At 63.3% G+C, this 20,678-nt stretch carries 16 protein-coding genes and 1 tRNA gene; 7 read left to right on the top strand and 10 right to left on the bottom strand.

Going from position 1 to position 20,678, the window contains the following annotated elements; translation table 11 throughout:
* Nucleotides 1–232 precede the first annotated feature (232 nt).
* Entirely contained in the window at nucleotides 233–1,267 is a 1,035-nt protein-coding gene (locus AXW67_RS19430) for an IS110 family RNA-guided transposase (RefSeq protein ID WP_063676386.1), read from the bottom strand.
* A gap of 231 nt (nucleotides 1,268–1,498) precedes the next feature.
* Here AXW67_RS19430 and AXW67_RS45055 point away from each other — a divergent pair, with 231 nt between their 5' ends.
* Nucleotides 1,499–1,804 (top strand): recombinase family protein, encoded by a 306-nt coding sequence (locus AXW67_RS45055; protein WP_082907960.1) that lies wholly within the window; start codon nucleotides 1,499–1,501, stop codon nucleotides 1,802–1,804.
* Between the two features lie 140 nt (nucleotides 1,805–1,944).
* Here the strand turns inward: AXW67_RS45055 and AXW67_RS19420 are convergent, their stop codons facing one another.
* From AXW67_RS19420 to AXW67_RS19400, 5 genes are all read right to left on the bottom strand, one after another.
* On the bottom strand, nucleotides 1,945–3,732 hold the full coding sequence (locus AXW67_RS19420) for an adenylate/guanylate cyclase domain-containing protein (RefSeq protein WP_063679142.1): 1,788 nt from the start codon (nucleotides 3,730–3,732) through the stop codon (nucleotides 1,945–1,947).
* Nucleotides 3,733–3,797: 65 nt separating this feature from the next.
* The gene (locus AXW67_RS19415; RefSeq protein WP_063679141.1) at nucleotides 3,798–5,570 is read right to left on the bottom strand and encodes an adenylate/guanylate cyclase domain-containing protein; all 1,773 of its coding nucleotides are present in this window, start codon (nucleotides 5,568–5,570) and stop codon (nucleotides 3,798–3,800) included.
* A 458-nt stretch (nucleotides 5,571–6,028) separates the two neighbouring features.
* Nucleotides 6,029–6,105: transfer RNA gene (locus tag AXW67_RS19410), tRNA-His, on the bottom strand.
* 192 nt (nucleotides 6,106–6,297) lie between these two features.
* Nucleotides 6,298–6,732, bottom strand: a complete 435-nt coding sequence (locus tag AXW67_RS19405; protein ID WP_063679140.1) for a phasin — start codon at nucleotides 6,730–6,732, stop codon at nucleotides 6,298–6,300.
* Nucleotides 6,733–7,160: 428 nt separating this feature from the next.
* Entirely contained in the window at nucleotides 7,161–7,544 is a 384-nt protein-coding gene (locus tag AXW67_RS19400; RefSeq protein WP_063679139.1) for a phasin family protein, read from the bottom strand.
* A 365-nt stretch (nucleotides 7,545–7,909) separates the two neighbouring features.
* Here AXW67_RS19400 and AXW67_RS19395 point away from each other — a divergent pair, with 365 nt between their 5' ends.
* Both AXW67_RS19395 and AXW67_RS19390 read left to right on the top strand, forming a co-directional pair.
* Nucleotides 7,910–11,350 (top strand): PAS domain-containing protein, encoded by a 3,441-nt coding sequence (locus AXW67_RS19395; protein ID WP_063679138.1) that lies wholly within the window; start codon nucleotides 7,910–7,912, stop codon nucleotides 11,348–11,350.
* A gap of 115 nt (nucleotides 11,351–11,465) precedes the next feature.
* Complete coding sequence (locus AXW67_RS19390) at nucleotides 11,466–11,687, top strand: invasion associated locus B family protein (RefSeq protein WP_027551819.1); 222 nt, start codon at nucleotides 11,466–11,468, stop codon at nucleotides 11,685–11,687.
* Between the two features lie 103 nt (nucleotides 11,688–11,790).
* Here AXW67_RS19390 and AXW67_RS19385 read toward each other — a convergent pair whose 3' ends face one another.
* Nucleotides 11,791–12,969 carry a cytochrome P450 gene (locus AXW67_RS19385; RefSeq protein WP_027551820.1) on the bottom strand — a complete coding sequence of 393 codons (1,179 nt, stop codon included), beginning with the start codon at nucleotides 12,967–12,969 and terminating at the stop codon, nucleotides 11,791–11,793.
* Between the two features lie 15 nt (nucleotides 12,970–12,984).
* Nucleotides 12,985–14,193, bottom strand: coding sequence for an ABC transporter substrate-binding protein (locus AXW67_RS19380; protein WP_063679137.1), 1,209 nt, complete (start codon nucleotides 14,191–14,193; stop codon nucleotides 12,985–12,987).
* 126 nt (nucleotides 14,194–14,319) lie between these two features.
* Here AXW67_RS19380 and AXW67_RS19375 point away from each other — a divergent pair, with 126 nt between their 5' ends.
* Nucleotides 14,320–14,775, top strand: a complete 456-nt coding sequence (locus AXW67_RS19375) for a MarR family winged helix-turn-helix transcriptional regulator (protein ID WP_027551822.1) — start codon at nucleotides 14,320–14,322, stop codon at nucleotides 14,773–14,775.
* Nucleotides 14,776–14,842: 67 nt separating this feature from the next.
* On the opposite strand, the gene AXW67_RS19370 is transcribed toward AXW67_RS19375, so the two are convergent.
* Together AXW67_RS19370 and AXW67_RS19365 are read right to left on the bottom strand one after the other, a co-directional pair.
* A complete protein-coding gene (locus tag AXW67_RS19370) occupies nucleotides 14,843–16,015 on the bottom strand; it encodes a thiolase family protein (RefSeq protein WP_063679136.1) in 1,173 nt (390 codons plus the stop codon).
* 119 nt (nucleotides 16,016–16,134) lie between these two features.
* Complete coding sequence (locus tag AXW67_RS19365; RefSeq protein ID WP_063679135.1) at nucleotides 16,135–17,034, bottom strand: LysR family transcriptional regulator; 900 nt, start codon at nucleotides 17,032–17,034, stop codon at nucleotides 16,135–16,137.
* 121 nt (nucleotides 17,035–17,155) lie between these two features.
* Here AXW67_RS19365 and AXW67_RS19360 point away from each other — a divergent pair, with 121 nt between their 5' ends.
* Genes AXW67_RS19360 through AXW67_RS19350 form a run of 3 tightly spaced genes read left to right on the top strand, consistent with a single transcriptional unit; the run spans nucleotide 17,156 to nucleotide 20,669 of the window.
* Nucleotides 17,156–18,529 carry a 2-hydroxycarboxylate transporter family protein gene (locus AXW67_RS19360; protein ID WP_082907959.1) on the top strand — a complete coding sequence of 458 codons (1,374 nt, stop codon included), beginning with the start codon at nucleotides 17,156–17,158 and terminating at the stop codon, nucleotides 18,527–18,529.
* A gap of 14 nt (nucleotides 18,530–18,543) precedes the next feature.
* Nucleotides 18,544–19,407 carry an HpcH/HpaI aldolase/citrate lyase family protein gene (locus tag AXW67_RS19355; protein ID WP_245315623.1) on the top strand — a complete coding sequence of 288 codons (864 nt, stop codon included), beginning with the start codon at nucleotides 18,544–18,546 and terminating at the stop codon, nucleotides 19,405–19,407.
* Complete coding sequence (locus AXW67_RS19350) at nucleotides 19,404–20,669, top strand: CaiB/BaiF CoA transferase family protein (RefSeq protein ID WP_035684576.1); 1,266 nt, start codon at nucleotides 19,404–19,406, stop codon at nucleotides 20,667–20,669. Before AXW67_RS19355 ends, AXW67_RS19350 begins: the two co-directional genes overlap by 4 nt.
* Nucleotides 20,670–20,678: the final 9 nt, after the last annotated feature.

Here is a 20,678-nt window from a genome sequence, read left to right as displayed (position 1 = left end):
TGTCGATGTCGCTCACGGGCTCGCGCTTCTCTTCGGAATCGGCACCAGGGCCCTTCCATCATGGGATTCGAGGACGAAGTAGAACAATCTTTTGCGCGGCCTTGTCGTTAGTTTGAACGACAGGTTCAAGCGGACATGCGAACTCACCTCATCCATCGTCCCGCGAGGGACATCTTTCCACTGCTGGGTGGATCTCGAGTTTCCTCCTATCGGCTTTGATCCTGAACGGTTTTCATGCTGCTGTCGCGGTTGGCTCCCGGGTCCACCGGAACTCGGTGCCATCGACCCATATGCGGTGCATGATGACGGCCAGCCGACGGGCCAGGGCCACGATCGCCTTCTTCATTCCGCGACGCCTGGCGATCTGCATGGCCCAGGCCTTGAGCCAGGACCATTTCTTCGAATGCAACATGCTCTGCGCTGCTTCGTAGAGCATCACCCGCATCATCTCATCCCCGCAGCGCGATATCCTGCCGCTCCAATCGATCTCGCCTGATTGATATCTGGAGCTCGTCAGCCCAAACACTGCCCCGACCGACTTGGATTTTCGGAATCGGGCTGGCACATCGACGGTCGCGCGATAGGTCAGCGCCACCACCGGGCCGACACCGGGGGTCGTCATCAGGCGCCGGCACACCTCGTCGTCGCGCACGATGGCCAGCAAGCGGCGGTGCAGGATGATGATCTGTTCGCGTAGCGCCCGCCGCACGACGAGCAGCGGTTCCACCAGGATCGCCAAGTCGGGAATAGTCTCGACAAGCTCCTGGATGCGGGCCTCGAACCTCACCATTCCGACTATGCCCACCTTGAGGCCGAAGTTACGCAAAGTCCCTCGCAGATCGTTCTCGATGGCGATGGCCTTCGACTGCAATAGCTTGCGATGGGTTAGCAGCATACGCAGTTTCTGGCTGCGTAGCGTCTTCACATGCACCGGGCGATACACTCCCACCCGCATCATCTGAGCGATGCCGCGCGCGTCATTGCGGTCGGTCTTGTTGATCTGCGCCTTCAGCACCGCCTGCATGTGCCGAGTCTCCACACAGATCACTGGTAACTCGGCTTCGGCGAGAGCGCTGAACAGCCATTGCGATAACGGCCCGGCTTCCAGTCCGATCCGCTTGAAGCGGTAGGCGGGATTCCCCAGAACCTTCAGAAGCGCTTGGGGCTCACTCGCCACCTTCACTTCCTTCAAGATCTTGCCCGTATCATCCAAAATGCAGACACTCGTCTCCTTGACCGATACGTCCAGTCCGGCAAAATGGTCCATGCTGCGCTTCTCCTGATGCTTGAGGCCGTCACCACGGACCTCGTTTTCACCATCAGCCTGAAGCGCAGCACCTTAAATATTCAGCTATCCACAAGCTGGGCCGGCCGATTACCCCATCTTTTATGCCGCTGTTGAGGGACGAGCGGACATCTGGGCCGCCCAAATCAAGCGCTTGAGTGATGAGTACACGCCCTGGCTCCGCAAGATGCCGCGCCATCTGCTCAGCGTCTCATGCCAGCGATGCAATCGGACTGGGGAAGTCCGGATAGCGGTCGCGCAGCGCCCAGGCTTGGGCATTTAGGCGCCCACTTCGCGGCTACCGAGGGACACGAGGTGGCCCGCGAGCTCGTTCAGGTCGAGACGTGCAAGGGCTCGCACGCGCTGGACCGCAGGCCCCAGCTAAAGGCCGCCCTGACTGCAGCCCGAAAGCTCAAGTACCATGTGGGTGTGACGAAGCTCGACCGGCTCAGCCGCGACGTTCACTTCATTTCCGGCCTCAAGGCCCACAACGTGCCCTTCGAGCATAGGGCGTGTTGATTTGGGTCCCCTTCCGGCGGGACCTACGGCGCAGGAATCTCCGACCCCTCCGCTTCAAAGACACGGGCTTCGCTGGCGAACGTTTGTCGAGCTGAAACGAGCCGCGTGTTCGCCACAGGCAGCGAGGCGGAGTACCGGTTTCATTCAGGCAACCCCGCGAGCCGGAGGCCTTGAGCATACTTTTCGACAAATTCGGGCTTTTGATACGGGCCGAGGTAGGACGCCAGACGCGAGACACGAAACTCCGGATCGATGGCGCGCAATCGCGCACCCATTTCGCAGGCGGTGCCTGTCATCTTGGCAACTCCGGCGCTAGCAGCGAAGATCCGCAGGGTTGCATGCCCATTAGGATTTTCCCGAAGCACGCTTTCGGCCCAAGCCATTGCCTCGTCATACTTGTCCAGAAAGAATAGGGCGTGCGCCATTCCATTTCGCATGGACGAATCATGGCATCCGTGCAGCGGGTCGTGCCGCATGGCGCGGGTCAGATGCTCCACGGCCACGGCCGGATTGCCTGACCACAGGTTGATCCAGCCACTGGTTCTCCAAGCATGCGCCAGGTTGGGATTCATCGCTAAAGCGCGATCGACCAGCGACTGAGCATGTGAGAGGTCACGCAAGATGTAGGCGACGGCCCAACTCGTACTACCGAGTGCCGCCGCGTCATCCTCGCCAGTTCGCAGAACGATCCGGGCGAGGTGGGCGACCTCCGCCTTCTCGTCAGCATCCGGTACGTGCCCCCAGCCCCTCCGGTGGGCGTAACACTGCGCAATCAGGCCGTAAGCTGCGGCAAACTCGGGATCGAGTTCGACGGCGTGCCTCAAAAGCGGCATCGCCTCTTCAAGGCTCTGTTTTGATGGGTACTGCAAGTGGGGCAGACTTCGAAGATAGCAATCGTATGCGCTAAGATTTCCAGCCGCCTTGTGCTTCGAACGGTCAATCTCGGCTTGCTCAAGACGCGGCGCAAGGGCCGTGACGACTTTCTCTGTGACCTTATCCTGCAGTTCGAAGACATCTTCGAGGGCGCCGTCGAAGCGGTCTGCCCAAAGATGTGCGCCGGTGCTGGTATCGATAAGCTGACCAGTGATTCTTAGTCGACTGCCTGCCCTACGCACGCTGCCTTCGAGGACGTATCTCACACCGAGGTCGCGGCCCACTTGTCGTATATCGGGCGACTTTCCCTTGTAGGAAAATGATGAGTTCCGCGCTATGACGAACAGCGACTTAAAGCGCGACAGTGCGGTGGTGATGTCTTCCACCACGCCGTCTGCAAAATATTCCTGCTGCGGGTCACCTGACATGTTTTGGAATGGTAGCACCGCGATAGAAGGCTTGTCAGGCAACGGAGGCGGGCTCTCAATCTCAGCAACACGCGCAGGAGCAGCCTCTCGCGACTCGCTTGGCGCACCCACTTGATAGACCCTGACTGGCTCTTGAATGTTCTTCACCTGCTGAACACCAAGGTCCGCGAAGGTCATCGGCAAGACCTTGCGCACCTGATCGTACGTGGCCTCGGAGATGCACACGGCTCCTGGGTTCGCGATGGACTGCAACCGCGCGGCTATGTTCACGCCGTCGCCGAACAAATCCCCAGCGCGCACCATCACGTCACCGATGTGCACGCCAATACGGAAGTTGATGCGGCGATCAGTTGCGAGACCGGCGTTCGCTTCGGCCAACGCAGTCTGCGCATCCACCGCGCACTGCACCGCCTCTACAGCGCTCCCAAACTCGGCAAGTACACTGTCGCCGGCCGTGTTCGCTATGCGGCCCCTGTATTCCCCAATGAGCCTGTCGAGGATAGCGCGCCGTTCGGTCAGTCCTTTGAGCGTGCCGACCTCGTCAGCGCCCATGAGGCGGCTATAGCCTTCGACATCAGCTGAGAAGACCGCGACGAGGCGTCGGATGACGGCTGCAGGGTCTGACATGCGTGCCTCAGTGCCAACTTGTGGCCATCAGTTTGTGTCCCGGTATCCGCCTCAACTAACGAACGTCAGCCCTCAGGCACCCCGGCCAAGCGCATGCCCTCAATGGCTCGGTCGCGCCCAGCAAGGAAGGTCGGGTTGCTGCTCGGCAAATTGGTGCGATAGCGGCGGATGGTGAAATCCGCAAAATACGCAAGTCCCGTTTCAGTAGCGGCCTTTGCCTGATCCAACTGACCGAGAAGCGCCAAAGCAGCTGCAAGAAGGAAATGCGGAAGAGGAAAATCTCGGTAGGTCTCTATACTGCGACGTAACCATACGACCGCCTCGGCATCGGCACCGAGCAACAGCTTGGCGACACCGACGAACGTCATCCATCGAAAGACAAAGGTATCACGCGGAGAAAGTCGGAGCGCCTCTTGGACGTGAGCCTCCGTTTCAGCAGAACGACCCAAATAAACCTTGGCAAGGCCAATCCAACCATGGGCAACAGCCAGATTACGGTCCAAGGCCAGAGCGCGCTCACATTCAGCGATGCCTTGGGCTGCTCGGTTCGATTGAATTTGGATCAGTCCTAACACCGCGTGGGCTAAGGCATGTTGTGGGGCTATAGACAAGGCCCTCACCACGAGCGGTTCAGCTGCCACCAGCCGCGCTGCGCGTTTGTCGTCGAAATAATTCTGAGCGATTGAGGTTTCCGCCAATCCTGTCCCAATGAGTGCCTCGATGTTCTCAGGATCGAGTGCGAGGCAACGCTTAAAGAAATTGAGAGCTTGCGCCATGTTTTCGGGTGTCACACCCCTATTTATGGAAGCTTTGCCTTGGAAACACAGGTCCATCGCATCAGGGTGCGGCGAACGCTCTGCTCGCCGAGCCTCGGCAGTAATGAGTTGGGCATCGAGCGTGTTGGCGAGCCTCGCGACTATTTCATCTTGCACATCGAACAGGTCGGCAACGGGCTTGTCGAAGCGCTCAGCCCAGAGATGATTGCCAGTTTCGGCGTCAATCAACTGCACATTCACGCGGATCCGGTTGCCGCCGCGTTGGACTGAGCCTTCGAGCACATACCGGACGTTCAGCTCATGCCCCAGCTTCTTTACGTCTACGGCCTTCCCTTTGAACGTGAACGCGGTGTTGCGCGCAATCACGAACGCGCCGTTGATGCGCGATAAGTCCGTGGTGAGGCTCTCGGTCACTCCATCCACGAAGTAGTCTTGCTCTGGATCGCCGCCGATGTTGGCGAAAGGTAGAACCACGATGGACAGGTGCGGAGCCGAGAATGGCAGATGAGTGGTTTGCTGAGCGTTCGCGCTTGGGCCAACCGCATATGCACGGATCGGCCGGGCGATGTTCTTGAGGGTCTGCTCGCCAAGATCAGTGAAATCGACCAGGACCTTGCCGTGAACCTGTTCGTAAGCAGAAGAAGAGACACAGATGCCCCCCGGCTCCGCTATACCCTCAAGTCGAGCTGCGACGTTGACGCCATCGCCAAGAATGTCATCCCCGTCAATCAGGATGTCTCCGAGATTGATCCCGATCCGAAACAGCATGCGCCGGTCCAGCGGGATACCTTCGTTCCTCTGGGCCATCACCGCCTGCACCGCCACGGCGCATTCGACCGCATCGACCATCGAGGGAAACTCAAGCAACACGCCATCGCCCGTGGTCTTGACGATGCGCCCCCCGTGTTTTGCCACAAGGGCGTCGGTAACCTTGCGATGTTCTCGGAGTGAGCGGGCGGTGCCGACCTCGTCCAGGCCCATCAGCCGCGAGTAGCCTGCCACGTCAGCCGCAACTATCGCTGCCAACCGGCGTCCGACCCGAACTGGCTGCTCCTGCTCCATGGCCAAGCCGCCCCCAGCGACATCTCGTTTCGTTGCCCGAGATCGCCTTGCTGGCAAGTCTGAGCTTGGCGGCGCGCCTCGTCAACAGATCGAACCTGTGGCTTCCCGTGGCTTGGGCGTGGTCGTGCCAAGGTACGACTTGGAGACCCTGCCGCTAATGGGCCGCAATCCGGCGGCGTGCTCTGCTGCGCCCTAAGCCTCCAGAAGAATCTAGGGAATCCACTGATGGCCGTTTGGGCCGGCCGGCTTCAGATGGGCCTCGCGCTTCACGCCGTATAGCCGCTGGTATTCCTCGCGAACGTCCTCCGGACGACATTGCGGGCGAACCATCAATTGTCTGGAAGTCGGTTGAGCACGACCATTCGCAACGCCATTCGTGCAGCCTTTTGTATTTTAGGCGGCGCAAATACTACTGGTCTATCAGTAAGATGCTGAGAACACGGTGTTATCCGCAATCTTGGTACAGTTGGGTGGGCTCGAACCACCGACCTCCTGTTCCACAGACAGGCGCTCTAACCAACTGAGCTACAACTGCATCCTTGCGAGCCGCCTTTAGGGGGCCTTGAGCAGGCCGAGGCCAAGGGGGCTGGACGGGGCGGAAACTAGGTGCAACGGCCGTTTTTGGCAAGGCCGCATTCCCCTCGAATCACCCCTTAAACGACGTTATTTCCAAAACAAAACCCGGGCCGCTGGGCCCGGGTTTCTTAATTTGAACGGACCAAATCGGTCAGGCAGCGGGCTTGCCGAACTTGGCGGCGCTGGCCTTGATCGGCTCGGCGGTCTCGGTGGCGACGCGCTGGCCGATCTCGAGGAGCTCCTTGGCCTGGGCCTGGAGGGTCTCGAACTGCTTGCGGGTATGGCCGGTCCACAGCTCCATCGCCTCCGTCGGCGACTTGCTGCCGAGCAGCTCCTGGGCGAAGTCCAGATGGGCGCTGGTGTTGGCCTTCATGAACTCCATCAGCTTGGCGGTGTATTCGCTCGCGCCCTTGCTGGCGGTGGTGAACACGGCCTCGATGGTGCCGTTCTGGCTTTCGGCCGCGTCCTTGAACTTGGCGTAGCTTTCGCGGGCCTGCGAAACGCCCTTTTCGGCGAACGCCCGCATCTGTTCCGGAACCTCGAACGGAATGATCGAGGCAGAAAATGGATCAGTCGCACCTGTCATGATTGTCCCTCACGATTAAGTTGCAAATCGAGTGAGCCGTCTGGCGCGCCCGCCGGCCAAGTCGGCGGGTACGAAAACTGCTAACGCTTCAAACGAGAGATGGCTCGCCCAGCGCCAAGCATTCTTCACGGCTATCATGTCAACATTGTGCAACGCAATGTGATCAGAGGTGCGCCGCGAAAATTTAACCCGGCCGGGATGCAGATCCTGGCCCGGGGGAACCCATGGTTGCGGTATCTCGATGCCCTCAGTGCTTGGGTTTGGTCGCGTCGATCGCGGCACGGCGGTGACCTGGAAGCGCGACGGTCAATTCCGTCATTCCGGGGCCCGAGCGCAGCGAGGGAGCCCGGAATCCATCGGGCCGCGGAGCAGGTGGATGAATGGATTCCGGGCTCGCGCCAAGGGGCGCGCCCCGGAATGACATCCCCCTAGTGCTTGGGCCTGGTCGCGTCGATCGCGGCGCGGCTGACGGCCTGGCTGATCTCGCTGGCCTGCTCGGCGAGGGCGCGCATCTGCGCCTGCACATATTCACTGTGCAGCCGCATCACCTCGGAGACGTCCTTGGCGTGGACCAGCGACTGGGCGTAGTCGAGGGAGGCCTCCACATTGGTCGCGGCGAAGGCGATCGCCCTCGTGCCGACGTCCCTGGCGCCGGCGCGCATGGTCGCACCGCGCTCCTCGAACGAGCCGGCCGCGGCCTCGGCGCCGGCGAGCAGTTTCTCGAATGTCTCGCGCGCCTGCTTGAAGCCGGTTTCCGCCATGGATCGCATCTCGGGCGGAATCTCAAAACGTTCATGCGCCTGCTGGGTCATCCCTACCACTCCTGTCCTGTTGGTTTTTTTCGGCCTTTTGCGGCCGTCCCCGACGCGCCCCGGGCCGTCCCTGACGTGCCCACAGTGAGACTAGCAGCGCCGGGTATTGCCGGTGTGACGCGGCGGCCCGGTCCTCGCGAATCTCAGGGGGCTAACGCAGGCGCGCCCTTGCGGGTTCATCCGGATTAAGGTTATCGCGGCTTTGGGGCGCCCCTTCGGCCCTGCGGCCGTGGACCTGCCCGCGCCCGCGGGCGATACTAACCCTTTCTTAAGGCTGCCATTCCGGCAGCGCCCGAAACCCCGACGCCCAAGACACGTGAGAGACACGTGGGAGACGCGTGAGAGCTTGAGAAGCAGCCGGTTGGATGAGTAGTTCGGATTTCCAGTTGCGAGGCGTCGGTGATCCGCGGCTGGCCGTGCATGCGACCTCTCCACTGCCCGCGTGGCTCTGGTCGATCGACGGAACGCGCGTGCTCTGGGCCAATCCGGTCGGCGCAAGGCTGTTCGGCGCGCCCAATGCCGTTGTGCTCGCGGCAAAGGCGTTCGGGCCCGCGGACCCACATCGCCGCCAGGTCGCCCGCCTCGCGCGCCAGCTCGCTGCCAGCGGCGCGGTCCGGCTCGAGCGGCTGCGCGGCTTCGGCGCCCCGCTCGGCGTCCTCATGACCTGCGCCTGCGCGCGGCTCGAATTTCCCGACGGCAGCCACGGCGTGCTCGTCACCGCGATGGACCCGACCGGCCGCGGCATGCCGTTGGTGGAGCGCCTGCAGCGTTTGGTCGAAGGTGTGCACGTGCCGATGGCGGCGTTCACGCCCGACGGCCCGTTCATCGGCGCGAGCGAGGCCGCCCGCCCCCTGCTCGGCCTTCGCGATCTCGGCGAGGCCGGCCTCGATGAAGCCCGCAGCGAGGCGCTGCGGCAGGGCCATGTCGAGACGACGACCGGCATCGGCCACATGGTGCTGTACAGGGTCGGCGTGGGTGCCGATGTCGGCCTCGTTGCGCTGATCGCGCCTTTCGTCCGGCCGGCGGAGCCCGAGGCGGACGAGGTTGCTCCTGAGGTCGTCCAGGATATCGCACACCAGGACTCCGCGCAGCCTGAACCCGAGGCCGCGCCGCCCGCATCTGCGGCCGCGGTGCCGGACTATGAGCAACCGGCGTTGTCGAACGAGGCCCCTGCCGAATTCGCGCTGTTCGATGCGTTTGCCGAGCCGGATGAGCTGCCTGCTCCCGCGCTGAGCGAGCCGGAGCCGGCGCAGGCTGCAATCAAATCTCCGGTTGAAATCCTCAAGCAAGCCATTGTCTCGCCCCAAGCCGAGCCGATCACGGCTGGCATGGTCGAGCCGCCGTCACGACATGCGGAGCCGCCCGCACCGCGCCATCACCCGCTGCGCTTCCTGTGGCAGATGGATGCGCAGGGGCGCTTCGTGCTCGGCTCCGACGAGTTCATCCGCCTGATCGGCGCGCATACGGCAGCCGGCTTCGGCCGGCCCTGGCACGAGATCGCGGAAGAGTTTTCGCTCGATCCGGACGGGCACGTCGCGCAGGCGCTGGCGAGCCGCGACACCTGGGCCGGGATCACCGTGAACTGGCCGGTCGATGGCGACCAGCACCTGCCGGTCGAGCTCGCCGGCCTGCCGGTCCATGACCGCGCGCGCAATTTCGCGGGCTTCAAGGGCTTTGGCGTGTGCCGCGATCTCGACGGCCTCAACCGGCTCGATGCGCTGCGCCGGTTCGAGCTGTTCACCGAGCCGCCGACGCCGCAGCGTCTCTCCGCCGACATTGTCGCGCCCGAACCGGAGGCGCCGCCTGCTCCGGATGAGCTGGCCTCGGCCGCGCCTGAACCGTCCGAGCCTGAACCGCTCGAAGCCGAACCGCCCCAAGAGGAATTGCCCCAAGACGAACTGCCCCAAGACGATTTGAACAAAGCCGAACTGAACAAAGCCGAACTGAACAAAGCCGAACTGCCTGAACCAGCAACCGACGCGAATTCACACCCAACCGATTTGGAAAAATCCGTGGACACGCCAGTGGAAACGCCTCCCAACGTTGTGCCGTTCCGCCCGCACGGCGATGCGAGATCGCCGACGCTCACGCCTGTCGAGAACAGCGCGTTCAACGAGCTCGCCCGGCAATTGTCGGAGCGGCTCGAGCGAGAGCGAGAGACCATTGCGGGCGCATCGTCCGAGCCACTGACGAGCGAGACCGCCGCCGAGCCGCCGCCTGAGGCGGAGCCACCGCGCCTGCCGGCCGGATGGCTGACCGAGCCCGAGCCGCCGGCGCGCGGCGACAGCGCGCGCGACCGCACGCTGCTCGACCTGTTGCCATCAGGCGTCCTGATCTATCGCCTCGACCGCCTGCTCTACGCCAACCCCGCCTTTCTCGCGCGCATCGGCTATGCCGATCTGAGCGCGCTGGAGAATGCCGGCGGGCTGGATGCCCTCTACATCGAGGTGGGCGTCTCCGCGGCGAGCAGCACGTCGCAAGCCGGCACGCCGGTGACGATCAGCGCGAGCGTCGCCGATGGCGACGAGCCGCTAGCGGCCACCGAGGCGCATCTGCACACGATCGCCTGGGACGGCGACACCGCGCATGCGCTGATCTGCGCGCTGCCGCAGGCCGCGCCTGTTGCTGCCGCGCCAGTCGTCGCCGAGCCCGTGGTGATGATCCCCGATGAGCCCGAGCCTGAAATCGAGGCCGGCGACGCGGACGCCGAGGATCTTGCGGCGATCCTCGACACCACCGCCGAAGGCATCATCATGTTCGATGCCGAAGGCAACATCCACGCCTGCAACCGCAGCGCCGAAGCACTGTTCGGCTATGACGGCGAGACGCTGCTGCAGCAGAATCTGCTGACCCTGTTCGCGCCGGAGAGCCAGCGCGTCGTGACCGACTATCTCGAAAGCCTCAGGAGCCAGGACATATCGAGCCTGCTCGACCACGGCCGCGAGGTGCTGGGCCGCGAGAAGAAGGGCGGCGTCCTTCCGCTCGCCATGATCATGGGCCGCACGAGGCCCGACGGCCCGAACTTCTTCGCCGTGTTCCGCGATCTCTCGCAGAGCAAGAAGGGCGAGAGCGAATTGAAGCAGGCGCAGCGGCTCGCCAATGGCGCGGCCAACGCCAAGGCCGACATGCTGGCGCGGATCAGCCACGAGATCCGCACGCCGCTGAACGCGATCATCGGCTTTGCCGAGGTGATGATCTCCGAACGTTTCGGCACGCTCGGCAACGAGCGCTACGGCGAATACATGAAGGACATCCGCGCCTCCGGCGAGCGCGTGATCGCGATCATCGACGATTTGCTCGAGCTCTCGCGCATCGAGACCGGCAAGCTCGACCTCAACTTCGCCACCCTCCACCTCAACGATCTCGTCGAAGCCTGCGTCACGGTGATGCAGCCGCAGGCCAACCGCGAGCGCATCATCATCCGCACCTCGCTCGCGCACGCGCTGCCGCAGGTCATGGCGGATGCGCGCGCGATGCGGCAGATCACCATGAACCTGATCACCAACTCGATCCGGCTTGCGAGCGCCGGCGGCCAGGTCATCGTCTCGACCGCGCTGAACGATCGCGGCGAGGTTGCCCTTCGCATCCGCGACACCGGCCATGGCCTGTCCGAGAAGGAGGTCGCGGCCGCGATGGAGCCGTTCCGCACGCCGCCGCCGGGCGATGCGTCGGACAATTCGGCGCTCAGCCTGTCCTTGACCAAGGCGCTGGTCGAAGCCAACCGCGCCCAGTTCAACATCAAGAGCGCGGCCAATTCCGGCACGCTGATCGAGGTGGTGTTCGCCCAGGCGCTGGCGCGGGCGTAGAGGCGTGATAGACCAGGTTGATTGCTGCCACGCGGGAGGTGCGCGTTGCCCGCGATTGGAACTGTTTGGCGGTTCTCCAGTTAATGCGATTGTTTCCCATCCCATCGAGACAAGCATGAAGAAGCTCATTTTCACAACGATATGCGCTCTTGCGCTTGCGGTTGGCAGCGCGATGGCCCAGACGCAGCCCGCGCCAGAGGCGTCACCCGGCGTCGCCAAGCACACGTCCAAGCACGCGACGCACATGAAGCATGCGAAGCACATGAAGAAGGAGACGACTGGGCAAACCACCGGCATGGCGCCCTCGAAGACCAAGCAGCCTGCCGCGCGGTATTAGGCTCTTGCACGTCCAGATCACGTGCGGCGGGTACGCCCTTGCTCGTGCCCCATAGCGGAGATTGAGATCTCGCAAGGGTCGCCCACCGTCATCAGCGGGGAGGTCAAGCAGCCGTCACACGGACCGGCATGCTTTTGAGACCCCGAAGAGAGTTGTTGAGCATCCGCTCCGGCTCGGCGATGAGTTCGATCGATTTCGCGCGCTTGGCAAGTTCGGTGAGAACCAACTCACCTTCCAGGCGCGCGATCATCTGCCCCACGCAGGCGTGGATGCCCGAACCAAACCCCACATGCCCCGCTGCGGGTCGCTCCACATCGAACCGGTCGGGCTCCTGCCAACGCGCCGGATCACGGTTGGCGGAAGCCATGAAGATCAGCACTTTGCGGTTTGCCGGGATGGTATCGCCGGCTATTTCCACCTCGCGCGAGGTGGTGCGAAAGAAAGTTTGCACAGGCGAGTCATAGCGCAGCCCTTCCTCGAAGGCGTTGCGGGCGAGTTCGGGCCGTTCGCGCAGCCTTTCGAACTGCACTGGATGACTGGCAAGCGCAAGAAGCGTATTCCCGAGACCATTGATCGTCGTGTCGACTCCCGCGGTCAGGAACGGCCGGACCAGATGCGTGGCTTCGTGTTCCGTGATCTCCCCGGCATCCGCAGCTTGGTAGATCATCATGCCAATACCATCGGGCCTGAGCTCGCTACGCGCGCAACGGTCCATGATCCACTTCTGCGCGGCGAGGCCCGGGTCACGAGATCTGGCGAGGATGTGGTTCTCTGGCCCGAAGCTGTTGAAGACGAACGTGCTCCAGGCAAGCAGGTTCTCGCGTCCCTCCTCCGAGACGCCGATGGCATCGGGGAAGACCTTCATCGGATACGCCATGGCGAGATCCGTCATCGCGTCGAAGGTACCGCGCTCGACGAGCTCGCAGATTTTCTTCTCGGCTTCCCTCTGGAAGGTCTCGCGCAGCTTTTTCGCGACGCCCGGTGACATGGTCCGGGCGAGCACCCGACGTCCCTTCTCGTGATCAGGTGGGTCGATCTGCAACGTCATCGGCCGGGGCAGCGCCGGGTTCATCCCCTTCAGGCCGACGCCCTCCCCGCTAATGAAGGTTCGCCAATCCTTGAGAGCGGATTCGACCTGTTCATACCGCGCCATCGCCCAGATGTCGTACTGCTCGATCCTGAATACCGGCCCTAATTCGCGGAACGCATGGTAGACCGGATACGGATCCGTCAGCACGTCGTCAGCGAACGGATCGATCCGGGTGGAGGCAAACTGGCTCATGCCGGCTCCCTCCACCTACTGTTTGCTGAGAGGGCAATTGCCCTCGCTCTCGGGTCTGAAGGCATCTTCGCCCTTGATGGTCCCGACGACCTTCAGGAGGTCCCAACTGGACTTCGATTGGTCGGGCGATTTGACCTGGAGGAGATAGAGCGGATGGATCTTGCGTCCGTCCCTGCGAATGAAGCCTTTGCCGAACAACGGATCATCCGTCGGAAGCTCCTTCATGGCCGCGACGACCGCTTTGCCGTCTTTCGCGCTACCGACCTTGTCGACAGCCTTCAGATAGTGAATGACGGAGGCGTAAACGCCGGCCTGCATGTCGTTGGGGTAGGCCTTGGACGGGATGCGCTCCGAGAAGCGCTTGGCGAACGACCGCGTGCCGTCGTTGAGGTCCCAGTAGAACGGATTCATGATCTGGGCGCCTTGAGCGAATTGCAGCCCAAGGGACGGAATGCCGTTCATGCCCAGAATCAGGCCGACCAGCTTGTGATCCCTGGTCAGGCCGAACTCGGCGGCCTGCTTCATCGAGGTGATCGTGTCATCGCCGGCGTTGGCAATGCCAATGATGTCGGCGCCGGAAGCCTGTGCCTGCAACAGGAACGAGGCGAAGTCCGCCGTCCCGAGAGCATGACGGACAGCTCCAAGGACCTGTCCGCCGGATGCCTTGACCGCTTCGGCCGCTTGCTTCTCCAGATCGTGGCCGAAGGCATAATCGGCCGTGATGAAGAACCACTTCTTGCCGCCCTGCTCGACGACAGCCTTGCCGAGCCCGCGACCGTAAGCGTAGGTGTCGTAAGTCCAGTGAACCGTATTCGGTGTGCACTTTTCCCCCGTCAGGAGCGCCGTGCCGGCGCCCGATCCGACGAACACCTTGTTCTTTTCGGCGCTCATTCCCGCGACCGCCAGCGCAATCGCCGAGTTGGGAACGTCGAAGATTGCATCGACGCCCTCATTCTCATACCAGCGACGTGCGATGTTGACGCCGGCATCGGTCTTGTTCTGGTGATCTGCGCTGACGACTTCGACCTGCTTGCCGCCAGCCTTTCCGCCATAATCCTCGACAGCCATTTGTGCCGCGATGACCGACCCGATGCCCTGGTAGCTCGCAAAAGCCCCGGACTGGTCGTTGAGGACGCCGAGCTTTACCCGTTCCTGCGCATCGGCCGACCCGCAACCAAGCGCGAGTGAGCAGATGCACGTCGCCAATAGGCTTGCCACCTTCATGGATACTCCTCCCAGCTACCATTGCGGTCTCAGGCGCATAATACTTATATTTTATAAGTATCTTGGACGGTGTCAATTCGGCATGCGTCGTGATAGATGCGAAACGAAGATGACCCAGGGGAGCCAATGGCAATCGCAACAATGGCGGCAGAGAAGCAGCTCGATCTAGCTGCCCTTCGCGGCACCCCCGGCTTCGTGATCCGATTGATCCAGTTGAAGTTCTTTGACGGCTTCTACGATACCTTCGCTGAACTCGGACTGACGCCTGCGACCTACGCCATCCTCATGCTGGTGCGGGACAACCCGGGGATCGTTCCTAGTAGCGTCGCGACCCTTTTGCGACTTCACCTACCGAATCTGACCAAAATCCTGCACCAGCTCGAACATGCCGGTCTGGTGAAGCGAAGCCGGTCAAAAATCGACCGGCGCGCGACAGAGATCACTTTGACATCGAAAGGCGAGAAATTGATGAGGGATGCCGTCAGGCTTACGGCGCCCTATAACCGCCGAATGCTTGCTCCCCTCAGTGAGGCCGAACGATCAACCTTGATCGAGCTGCTAAATCGGGTCAGCCCATTCTGATGCAGCGCTCAAACAAAAAGGCACGGCGCTTTGCGGCGCCGTGCCTTTTCTCATTAGCGCGCTTTGATCAGCTATAGATCTCGAACAGGCCGGCGCCGCCCTGGCCGCCGCCGATGCACATCGTCACGACGCCCCACTTGGCCTTGCGGCGCGCTCCTTCCTGCAGCAGGTGGCCGGTCAAGCGTGCGCCGGTCATGCCGAAGGGATGGCCGATCGCGATCGAGCCGCCATTGACGTTGTACTTGGCGGGATCGATGCCGAGCTTGTCGCGGCAATACAGGCACTGGCTGGCGAAGGCTTCGTTCAGCTCCCAGAGATCGATGTCGTCGATCTTCAGGCCGGTGCGCTTGAGCAGCTTCGGGATCGCGAACACGGGACCGATGCCCATCTCGTCAGGCTCGCAGCCGGCGGTCGCCCAGGCGACGAAGCGGCCGAGCGGCTTGAGACCGCGCTTCTCGGCGTCCTTGGCCTCCATCAGCACCACGGCGGCGGCGCCGTCGGAGAGCTGGCTGGCATTGCCGGCGGTGACGAACTTGCCCGGACCCTTGACCGGCTCGAGCTTGGCGAGGCCCTCCATCGTGGTCTCGGGCCGGTTGCACTCGTCGCGATCGACGACGTAGTCGACGATGCTCTCGGCCTTGGTCTGCTTGTCGACGACCTTCATCCTGGTCTTCATCGGGACGATCTCGTCCTTGAACTTGTTCGCCTGCTGCGCCGCGGCCATGCGGCGCTGCGATTCCAGCGAGAACTCGTCCTGATATTCGCGGCTGAGCTTGTAGCGCTCGGCGACGATGTCGGCGGTGTCGATCATCGCCATGAAGATGCCGGGCGCGACCTTCAAGAGTTCCGGATCGATCGATTCCTTCGGCGAGCCGCCGCCGGGGATCGAGATGCTCTCGACGCCGCCGGCGACGATGCAGTCGGCGCCGTCGGAGCGGATCGAGTTGGCGGCCATCGCGATGGTCTGGAGCCCTGACGAGCAGAAGCGGTTCACCGAGACGCCGGCGGTGGTCTTCGGCAGGCCCGCGAGCAGCGCGGCCTGACGGCCGATGTTCGGCGCGCCGTGGGCGCAATTGCCGAGATAGCAGTCCTCGACATAGTCCTTGTCGACGCCGGCGCGATCGACCGCGTGCTGGATGGCGTGGGCCGCGAGAGACATCGGCGGCGTGATGTTAAACCCGCCGCGGGCGGACTTCGCCAGGCCCGTGCGCGCATAGGAAACGATGACGGCTTCACGCATTGGTTTCTCCCTTTTCGGATCGTCGATTGTGGCTCTTCAGACGCTCTTCGTACAGATATCCGGCCAAGGCAACAGAAATCGTTTTCGCCCGATTTTCCGGCAAGCGGAACGGCCCGATATCATCGCCTACCGCTCGACAGCCGTGTCTTGATAATTCCGTAGAGTGCGCTGGCAGCGGGCGACAGCGTCTCGTTGCGCCGCCGCACCAGGGCGATCGTGCGGTACAGGACCGGATCGAGCAGCGGCACTTCGACCAGGCCGGTCGCGACCGTGGTCGCGTTCATCGCTGCGGGGAGGATTGCCGCACCGACATTCTCCCGCGCCAACGCGATCGCACTCGGCGTGCTCTCGACCACGAAGCGGCCTCGCGTCTGCAGGCCTGCCTTGACGAGCTGCGTCTCGACGATGCGGCGGTTGCCGCTGGCGCCGCCGAGCGTGATGAGGTCGATGCCCGCCAGGTTCGACCATGCCACCCGCTTCAGCTTCGAGGCCGGATGCGCCCGGCTGCAGACCAGAACAAAGGGATCGCGCATCAGCATCTCCTCGGAGAGATCGGGGTTGGCCTCCTGCTGGATGTGGATGCCGAAGTCGGCCTGGCCCTCGCGCACCGCATCGGTGACGAGCGCACCGGACCGCTCGAGCAGCTGAATGCGATTGTGCGGATACTTCCTGGCGTACATGCGCAGTGCAAGCGGCAACTGCCGGAACGCGACCGACTGGAGCGTCGCCAGCGTGACGTCGCCAACCCCGAGGCGCGATGTCGTGCGCAGCCGGTCGAGGCCATGGACGAGGTCATCGACGATGCGGCGCGCCAGCGGCAGGAAATCCTTCCCCATCGGGCTCAACGCCGTCGAGCGCGTGGTGCGGTCGATCAGACGGAGCCCGACGAAGGCCTCCAGCCGCTGAATGCGGCGCGTCAATGCGGTCTGGGTGATGAAGAGATGATCCGCCGCCCGGTTGAAGCTGCCGAGCTCGGCGACATGGACGAAGGCCTGGACGCCGTCGATCGGGATCTTCATGCCAATTTCTCATGAAAAATTGCGATTAATGCATTTTACGCAGGCTGGAGCCTCCCGCAAGATCGCTTCCGACGGAAGGATACGCAACCGGCCGCACCTATTTGGAATTTCGGGAGGAACGATGACGACCAATGCGGTGGCCGGCCCCATGCATCCGGTCACGGAGCGCGCGCCCACGGCCGAGACATCCGCCGCCAATTTCCTGCAGCGATTGATGGAGATCAGGGTCGGCATCATCCCTCTGCCGGTCTATCTGCTCCTGCTCGGCCTGATCGCGGCTTTCTCCTTCAAGGGTAAGATTTCCGGCGAGGTCACGGTGATGATCGCCGTACTCGTCGCTGGCGGCTTCACCTGCGCCGAGATCGGGCGGCGGATCCCGATCCTGAACGTAATCGGCGGTTCCTCACTGGTGACGATCTTCCTGCCGTCGTTCCTGGTCGCGCATCAGCTGCTGCCGGCGCCGCTGGTGCAGCAGGTGACGACGTTCACCAAGTCCACCAACTTCATCTATCTCTTCATCACCGCCGTCGTCGTCGGCTCGATCCTGAGCATGGATCGGCGCGTGCTGATCCAGGGTTTCGTCAAGATCTTCATTCCGCTGGTGAGCGGCTCGATCCTCGCGCTTGGCGTTGGTGGTGCGGTCGGCTGGCTGTGCGGGATCGGCTTCTGGCGCTCGATTCTCCACGTCGTCGTCCCCGTGATGGCGGGCGGCGTCGGCGAAGGCGCGATCCCGCTTTCGGTCGGCTATGCGGAGGCGCTGGGCCTCAACCAGGGCGCCATGCTCGGTCAGATCCTGCCGCTGGTGTTCTTCGGCAACCTCGTCGCCATCATCTGCTGCGGAGCACTGAACTCGCTGGGCAAGCGGCGACCGGATCTCACCGGCGACGGCCAGCTCCAGCCGGGCGCCGACGTTGCGGCGGACGCCGTCCGCGACCACGCGCATGCCGGCGTCACCAGCGTCGATGTCGCAACCGTCGCGGCCGGAGGCATCAGCGGCATCGCCATCTACGTTTTCGGCACGCTGATCCACAGCCTGATCGGTCTGCCGGCTCCGGTCGCCATGCTGTTCCTGGTCGTGCTCGTCAAGCTGCTCAAGGCGGTGCCGGCCTCGCTGGAGGAAGGCGCCCGCGTCGTGTTCCGCTTCTTCGTCACCGCGGTGACCTATCCGCTGCTGTTCTCCACCGCGGTGGCGCTGACGCCGTGGCATGAACTGGTCGAAGCGTTCCACCCGGCCAATCTGGTGACCATCATCGCGACCGTCGTGACGCTGACGGCGACAGGATTCTATGTCGGCCGCCTGCTAAGGATGTATCCGATCGAGACCGCGATCGTGAATGCCTGCCACAGCGGTCTTGGCGGCACCGGCGACGTCATGATCCTGACCGCTGCCGAACGAATGGAACTGATGCCGTTCGCGCAGGTCGCGACCCGGATCGGCGGCGCGATCACGGTGACGCTCGCGATCATCGCGATGGCCCACTTCAAGGTCATCTGAGCGGAGGGAAGGGCATGCTGATGCGAAGCAAGCTGTTCGTTCCGGCCTCGCGGCCCGAACTGTTCGACAAGGCGCTGAACTCCACCGCCGACGCGCTGTCGTTCGATCTCGAGGACGCGGTCGCTCCAGGCCAGAAGTCGCAGGCGCGTGCGGTGCTCGCCAAATTCCTGCGCGGGCTGCCGGCAACCCGTAAATCCATCGCGGTCCGGGTGAACGCGTTCGACACCGCCGAATTCAACGCCGACATCGAAGCCCTGGCCGGAGCCGTGGTCGATATCATCAACCTGCCGATGGCCGAGGACGCGGATGCGGTGCTCCAGGCGATCGCGCGAATCGAAATGCTGGAGGCCTCGTCGCGACGGGTCGGCGTGCTGCTCAACGTCGAGACACCCAAGGGCCTGCGCAATGCCGCCGAACTGGCCAGCTCGCATCCGCGCGTGATGGGGCTTCAGATCGGCTATGCCGATCTGCTCGAACCCTGCGGCATCATCAGGTCCGACCGCGACGCACTCGCTCATATCCGCCTTGCGGTACGCTTCGCTGCCGCCGAGGCCGGTATCGCCGCCTATGACGGCGCCTTTGCCGCAGTCAAGGACGCCGACGGCTACCGCGCCGAATGCCTGGCGGCACGAAACCACGGCTTTGCCGGCAAGAGCTGCATCCATCCGAGCCAGATCGCGATCGCCAACGAGACATTCATGCCCGATGCGGCCGAGATCGCGTGGGCGCGCAAGGTCGTGGCCGCCGCTGCGGGAGCCGATGCGCGAGGCATCGGTGCCTATCTGGTCGACGGCCATATGATCGACAAGCCATTCGTCGAACGCGCTCGCGCCGTCGTGTCGCTGGCCGACACAATCTCGACCGAGGCCACGCCATGAGCCAATTGCACGCCCGCGATTATGAGCCCGGCCGCAGCGGCACGCTGGATGGTGTCCGCATCCTCGACTTGTCGCGGCTGTTCGCCGGCAACGTGCTGACCCAGATCCTCGGCGACTTCGGCGCCGAGGTGATCAAGGTCGAGCCGCCCGAGGGCGACACGCTGCGCGCCTGGAAAACCGAGGGCATCGAGACCCACTGGAAGGTCTATTCGCGCAACAAGAAGAGCCTGTGCCTATCGCTGCGCGATCCGCGCGCGATCGACATCATCCGGAAACTGGTGCCGTCGACCCAGATCTTCATCGAGAGCTTTCGCCCCGGCGTTCTGGAAAAGATGGGATTGTCGCCGGAGGCGCTGCTGGCGCTCAATCCGTCGCTGGTCATCATCCGGATTTCCGGCTGGGGGCAGGACGGTCCCTACGCGCAGCGTCCTGGCTTCGGCACCGTGATCGAGGGCGTGTCAGGATTTGCCGCGATCAACGGTTTTGCCGACCGCGAACCCGTGTTGCCCCCGATGTATCTTGCCGACGGCGTCGCCGGCGTCTATGGCGCCTCCGCCGCGATGATCGCGCTCCGCGAGGTCGAGATGAAGGACGGCCGCGGCCAGGTCGTCGATCTGTCGCTGCTCGATCCGCTGTTCGCAATCCTCAGCCCGCAGGCCGCGAACTATCGGCTCACCGGCAAGGTCAAGCCGCGCACCGGCAGCCGCTCCACCAATTCGGCCCCGCGCAACGCCTATCGGTGCAGCGATGGACACTATGTCAGCCTTTCCGGATCGATCCAGAAGATGGCAGAGCGGCTGTTCCGCGCCATCGGCCGCCCCGAGTTGGTCGACGACCCGCGCTTCCGCACCAACGCCGACCGCCTGCGGCATGCCGACGAGCTGGACGCCATCATCGGCGAGTTCATCGGCGCACGGACGCAGGCCGAGAACGTCGCCTTCTTCGAGCAAGCCGAGGTCACGATCGGCCCGATCTACGACACCCCGCAGATCATGGCCGATTCGCACGTCATCGCCCGCGAGCTGATCGCCGACTATCCGGACCCGGACATGGGGCAGCTCCCGATGCACCATGTGGTGCCGCGGCTGTCGCAGACGCCAGGCACGATCCGGACGCCCGCCCCGGCGCTCGGCCAGCACAATCGCGAGCTGCTCAACGAAATCGGCATTGGCGACGACGGCTACGCGGCACTGCGCGAGGCCAACGTGGTCTGCGAAGCCTCGAACAACGCCGCGCCGGCGAAACGCCATTCGAGCGTGTAACGGAGGTTC

The organism is Bradyrhizobium neotropicale (genome assembly GCF_001641695.1).
GTDB classification, from domain to species: Bacteria; Pseudomonadota; Alphaproteobacteria; order Rhizobiales; family Xanthobacteraceae; genus Bradyrhizobium; species Bradyrhizobium neotropicale.
Note: the sequence above shows the minus strand (reverse complement) of the source record. Positions and strands in the feature narration are given on the sequence as shown.

What these genes read in the sequence shown, in the direction of transcription:
- AXW67_RS45055 (WP_082907960.1), top strand. Translation starts at nt 1,499, where the DNA reads ATGCCAGCGATGCAATCGGACTGGGGAAGTCCGGATAGCGGTCGCGCA.
- AXW67_RS19405 (WP_063679140.1), bottom strand. Translation starts at nt 6,732, where the DNA reads ATGACAGGTGCGACTGATCCATTTTCTGCCTCGATCATTCCGTTCGAG.
- AXW67_RS19360 (WP_082907959.1), top strand. Translation starts at nt 17,156, where the DNA reads ATGACGACCAATGCGGTGGCCGGCCCCATGCATCCGGTCACGGAGCGC.
- AXW67_RS19430 (WP_063676386.1), bottom strand. Translation starts at nt 1,267, where the DNA reads ATGGACCATTTTGCCGGACTGGACGTATCGGTCAAGGAGACGAGTGTC.
- AXW67_RS19395 (WP_063679138.1), top strand. Translation starts at nt 7,910, where the DNA reads ATGAGTAGTTCGGATTTCCAGTTGCGAGGCGTCGGTGATCCGCGGCTG.
- AXW67_RS19355 (WP_245315623.1), top strand. Translation starts at nt 18,544, where the DNA reads ATGCTGATGCGAAGCAAGCTGTTCGTTCCGGCCTCGCGGCCCGAACTG.
- AXW67_RS19365 (WP_063679135.1), bottom strand. Translation starts at nt 17,034, where the DNA reads ATGAAGATCCCGATCGACGGCGTCCAGGCCTTCGTCCATGTCGCCGAG.
- AXW67_RS19350 (WP_035684576.1), top strand. Translation starts at nt 19,404, where the DNA reads ATGAGCCAATTGCACGCCCGCGATTATGAGCCCGGCCGCAGCGGCACG.
- AXW67_RS19370 (WP_063679136.1), bottom strand. Translation starts at nt 16,015, where the DNA reads ATGCGTGAAGCCGTCATCGTTTCCTATGCGCGCACGGGCCTGGCGAAG.
- AXW67_RS19415 (WP_063679141.1), bottom strand. Translation starts at nt 5,570, where the DNA reads ATGGAGCAGGAGCAGCCAGTTCGGGTCGGACGCCGGTTGGCAGCGATA.
- AXW67_RS19400 (WP_063679139.1), bottom strand. Translation starts at nt 7,544, where the DNA reads ATGACCCAGCAGGCGCATGAACGTTTTGAGATTCCGCCCGAGATGCGA.
- AXW67_RS19390 (WP_027551819.1), top strand. Translation starts at nt 11,466, where the DNA reads ATGAAGAAGCTCATTTTCACAACGATATGCGCTCTTGCGCTTGCGGTT.
- AXW67_RS19385 (WP_027551820.1), bottom strand. Translation starts at nt 12,969, where the DNA reads ATGAGCCAGTTTGCCTCCACCCGGATCGATCCGTTCGCTGACGACGTG.
- AXW67_RS19380 (WP_063679137.1), bottom strand. Translation starts at nt 14,193, where the DNA reads ATGAAGGTGGCAAGCCTATTGGCGACGTGCATCTGCTCACTCGCGCTT.
- AXW67_RS19375 (WP_027551822.1), top strand. Translation starts at nt 14,320, where the DNA reads ATGGCAATCGCAACAATGGCGGCAGAGAAGCAGCTCGATCTAGCTGCC.
- AXW67_RS19420 (WP_063679142.1), bottom strand. Translation starts at nt 3,732, where the DNA reads ATGTCAGACCCTGCAGCCGTCATCCGACGCCTCGTCGCGGTCTTCTCA.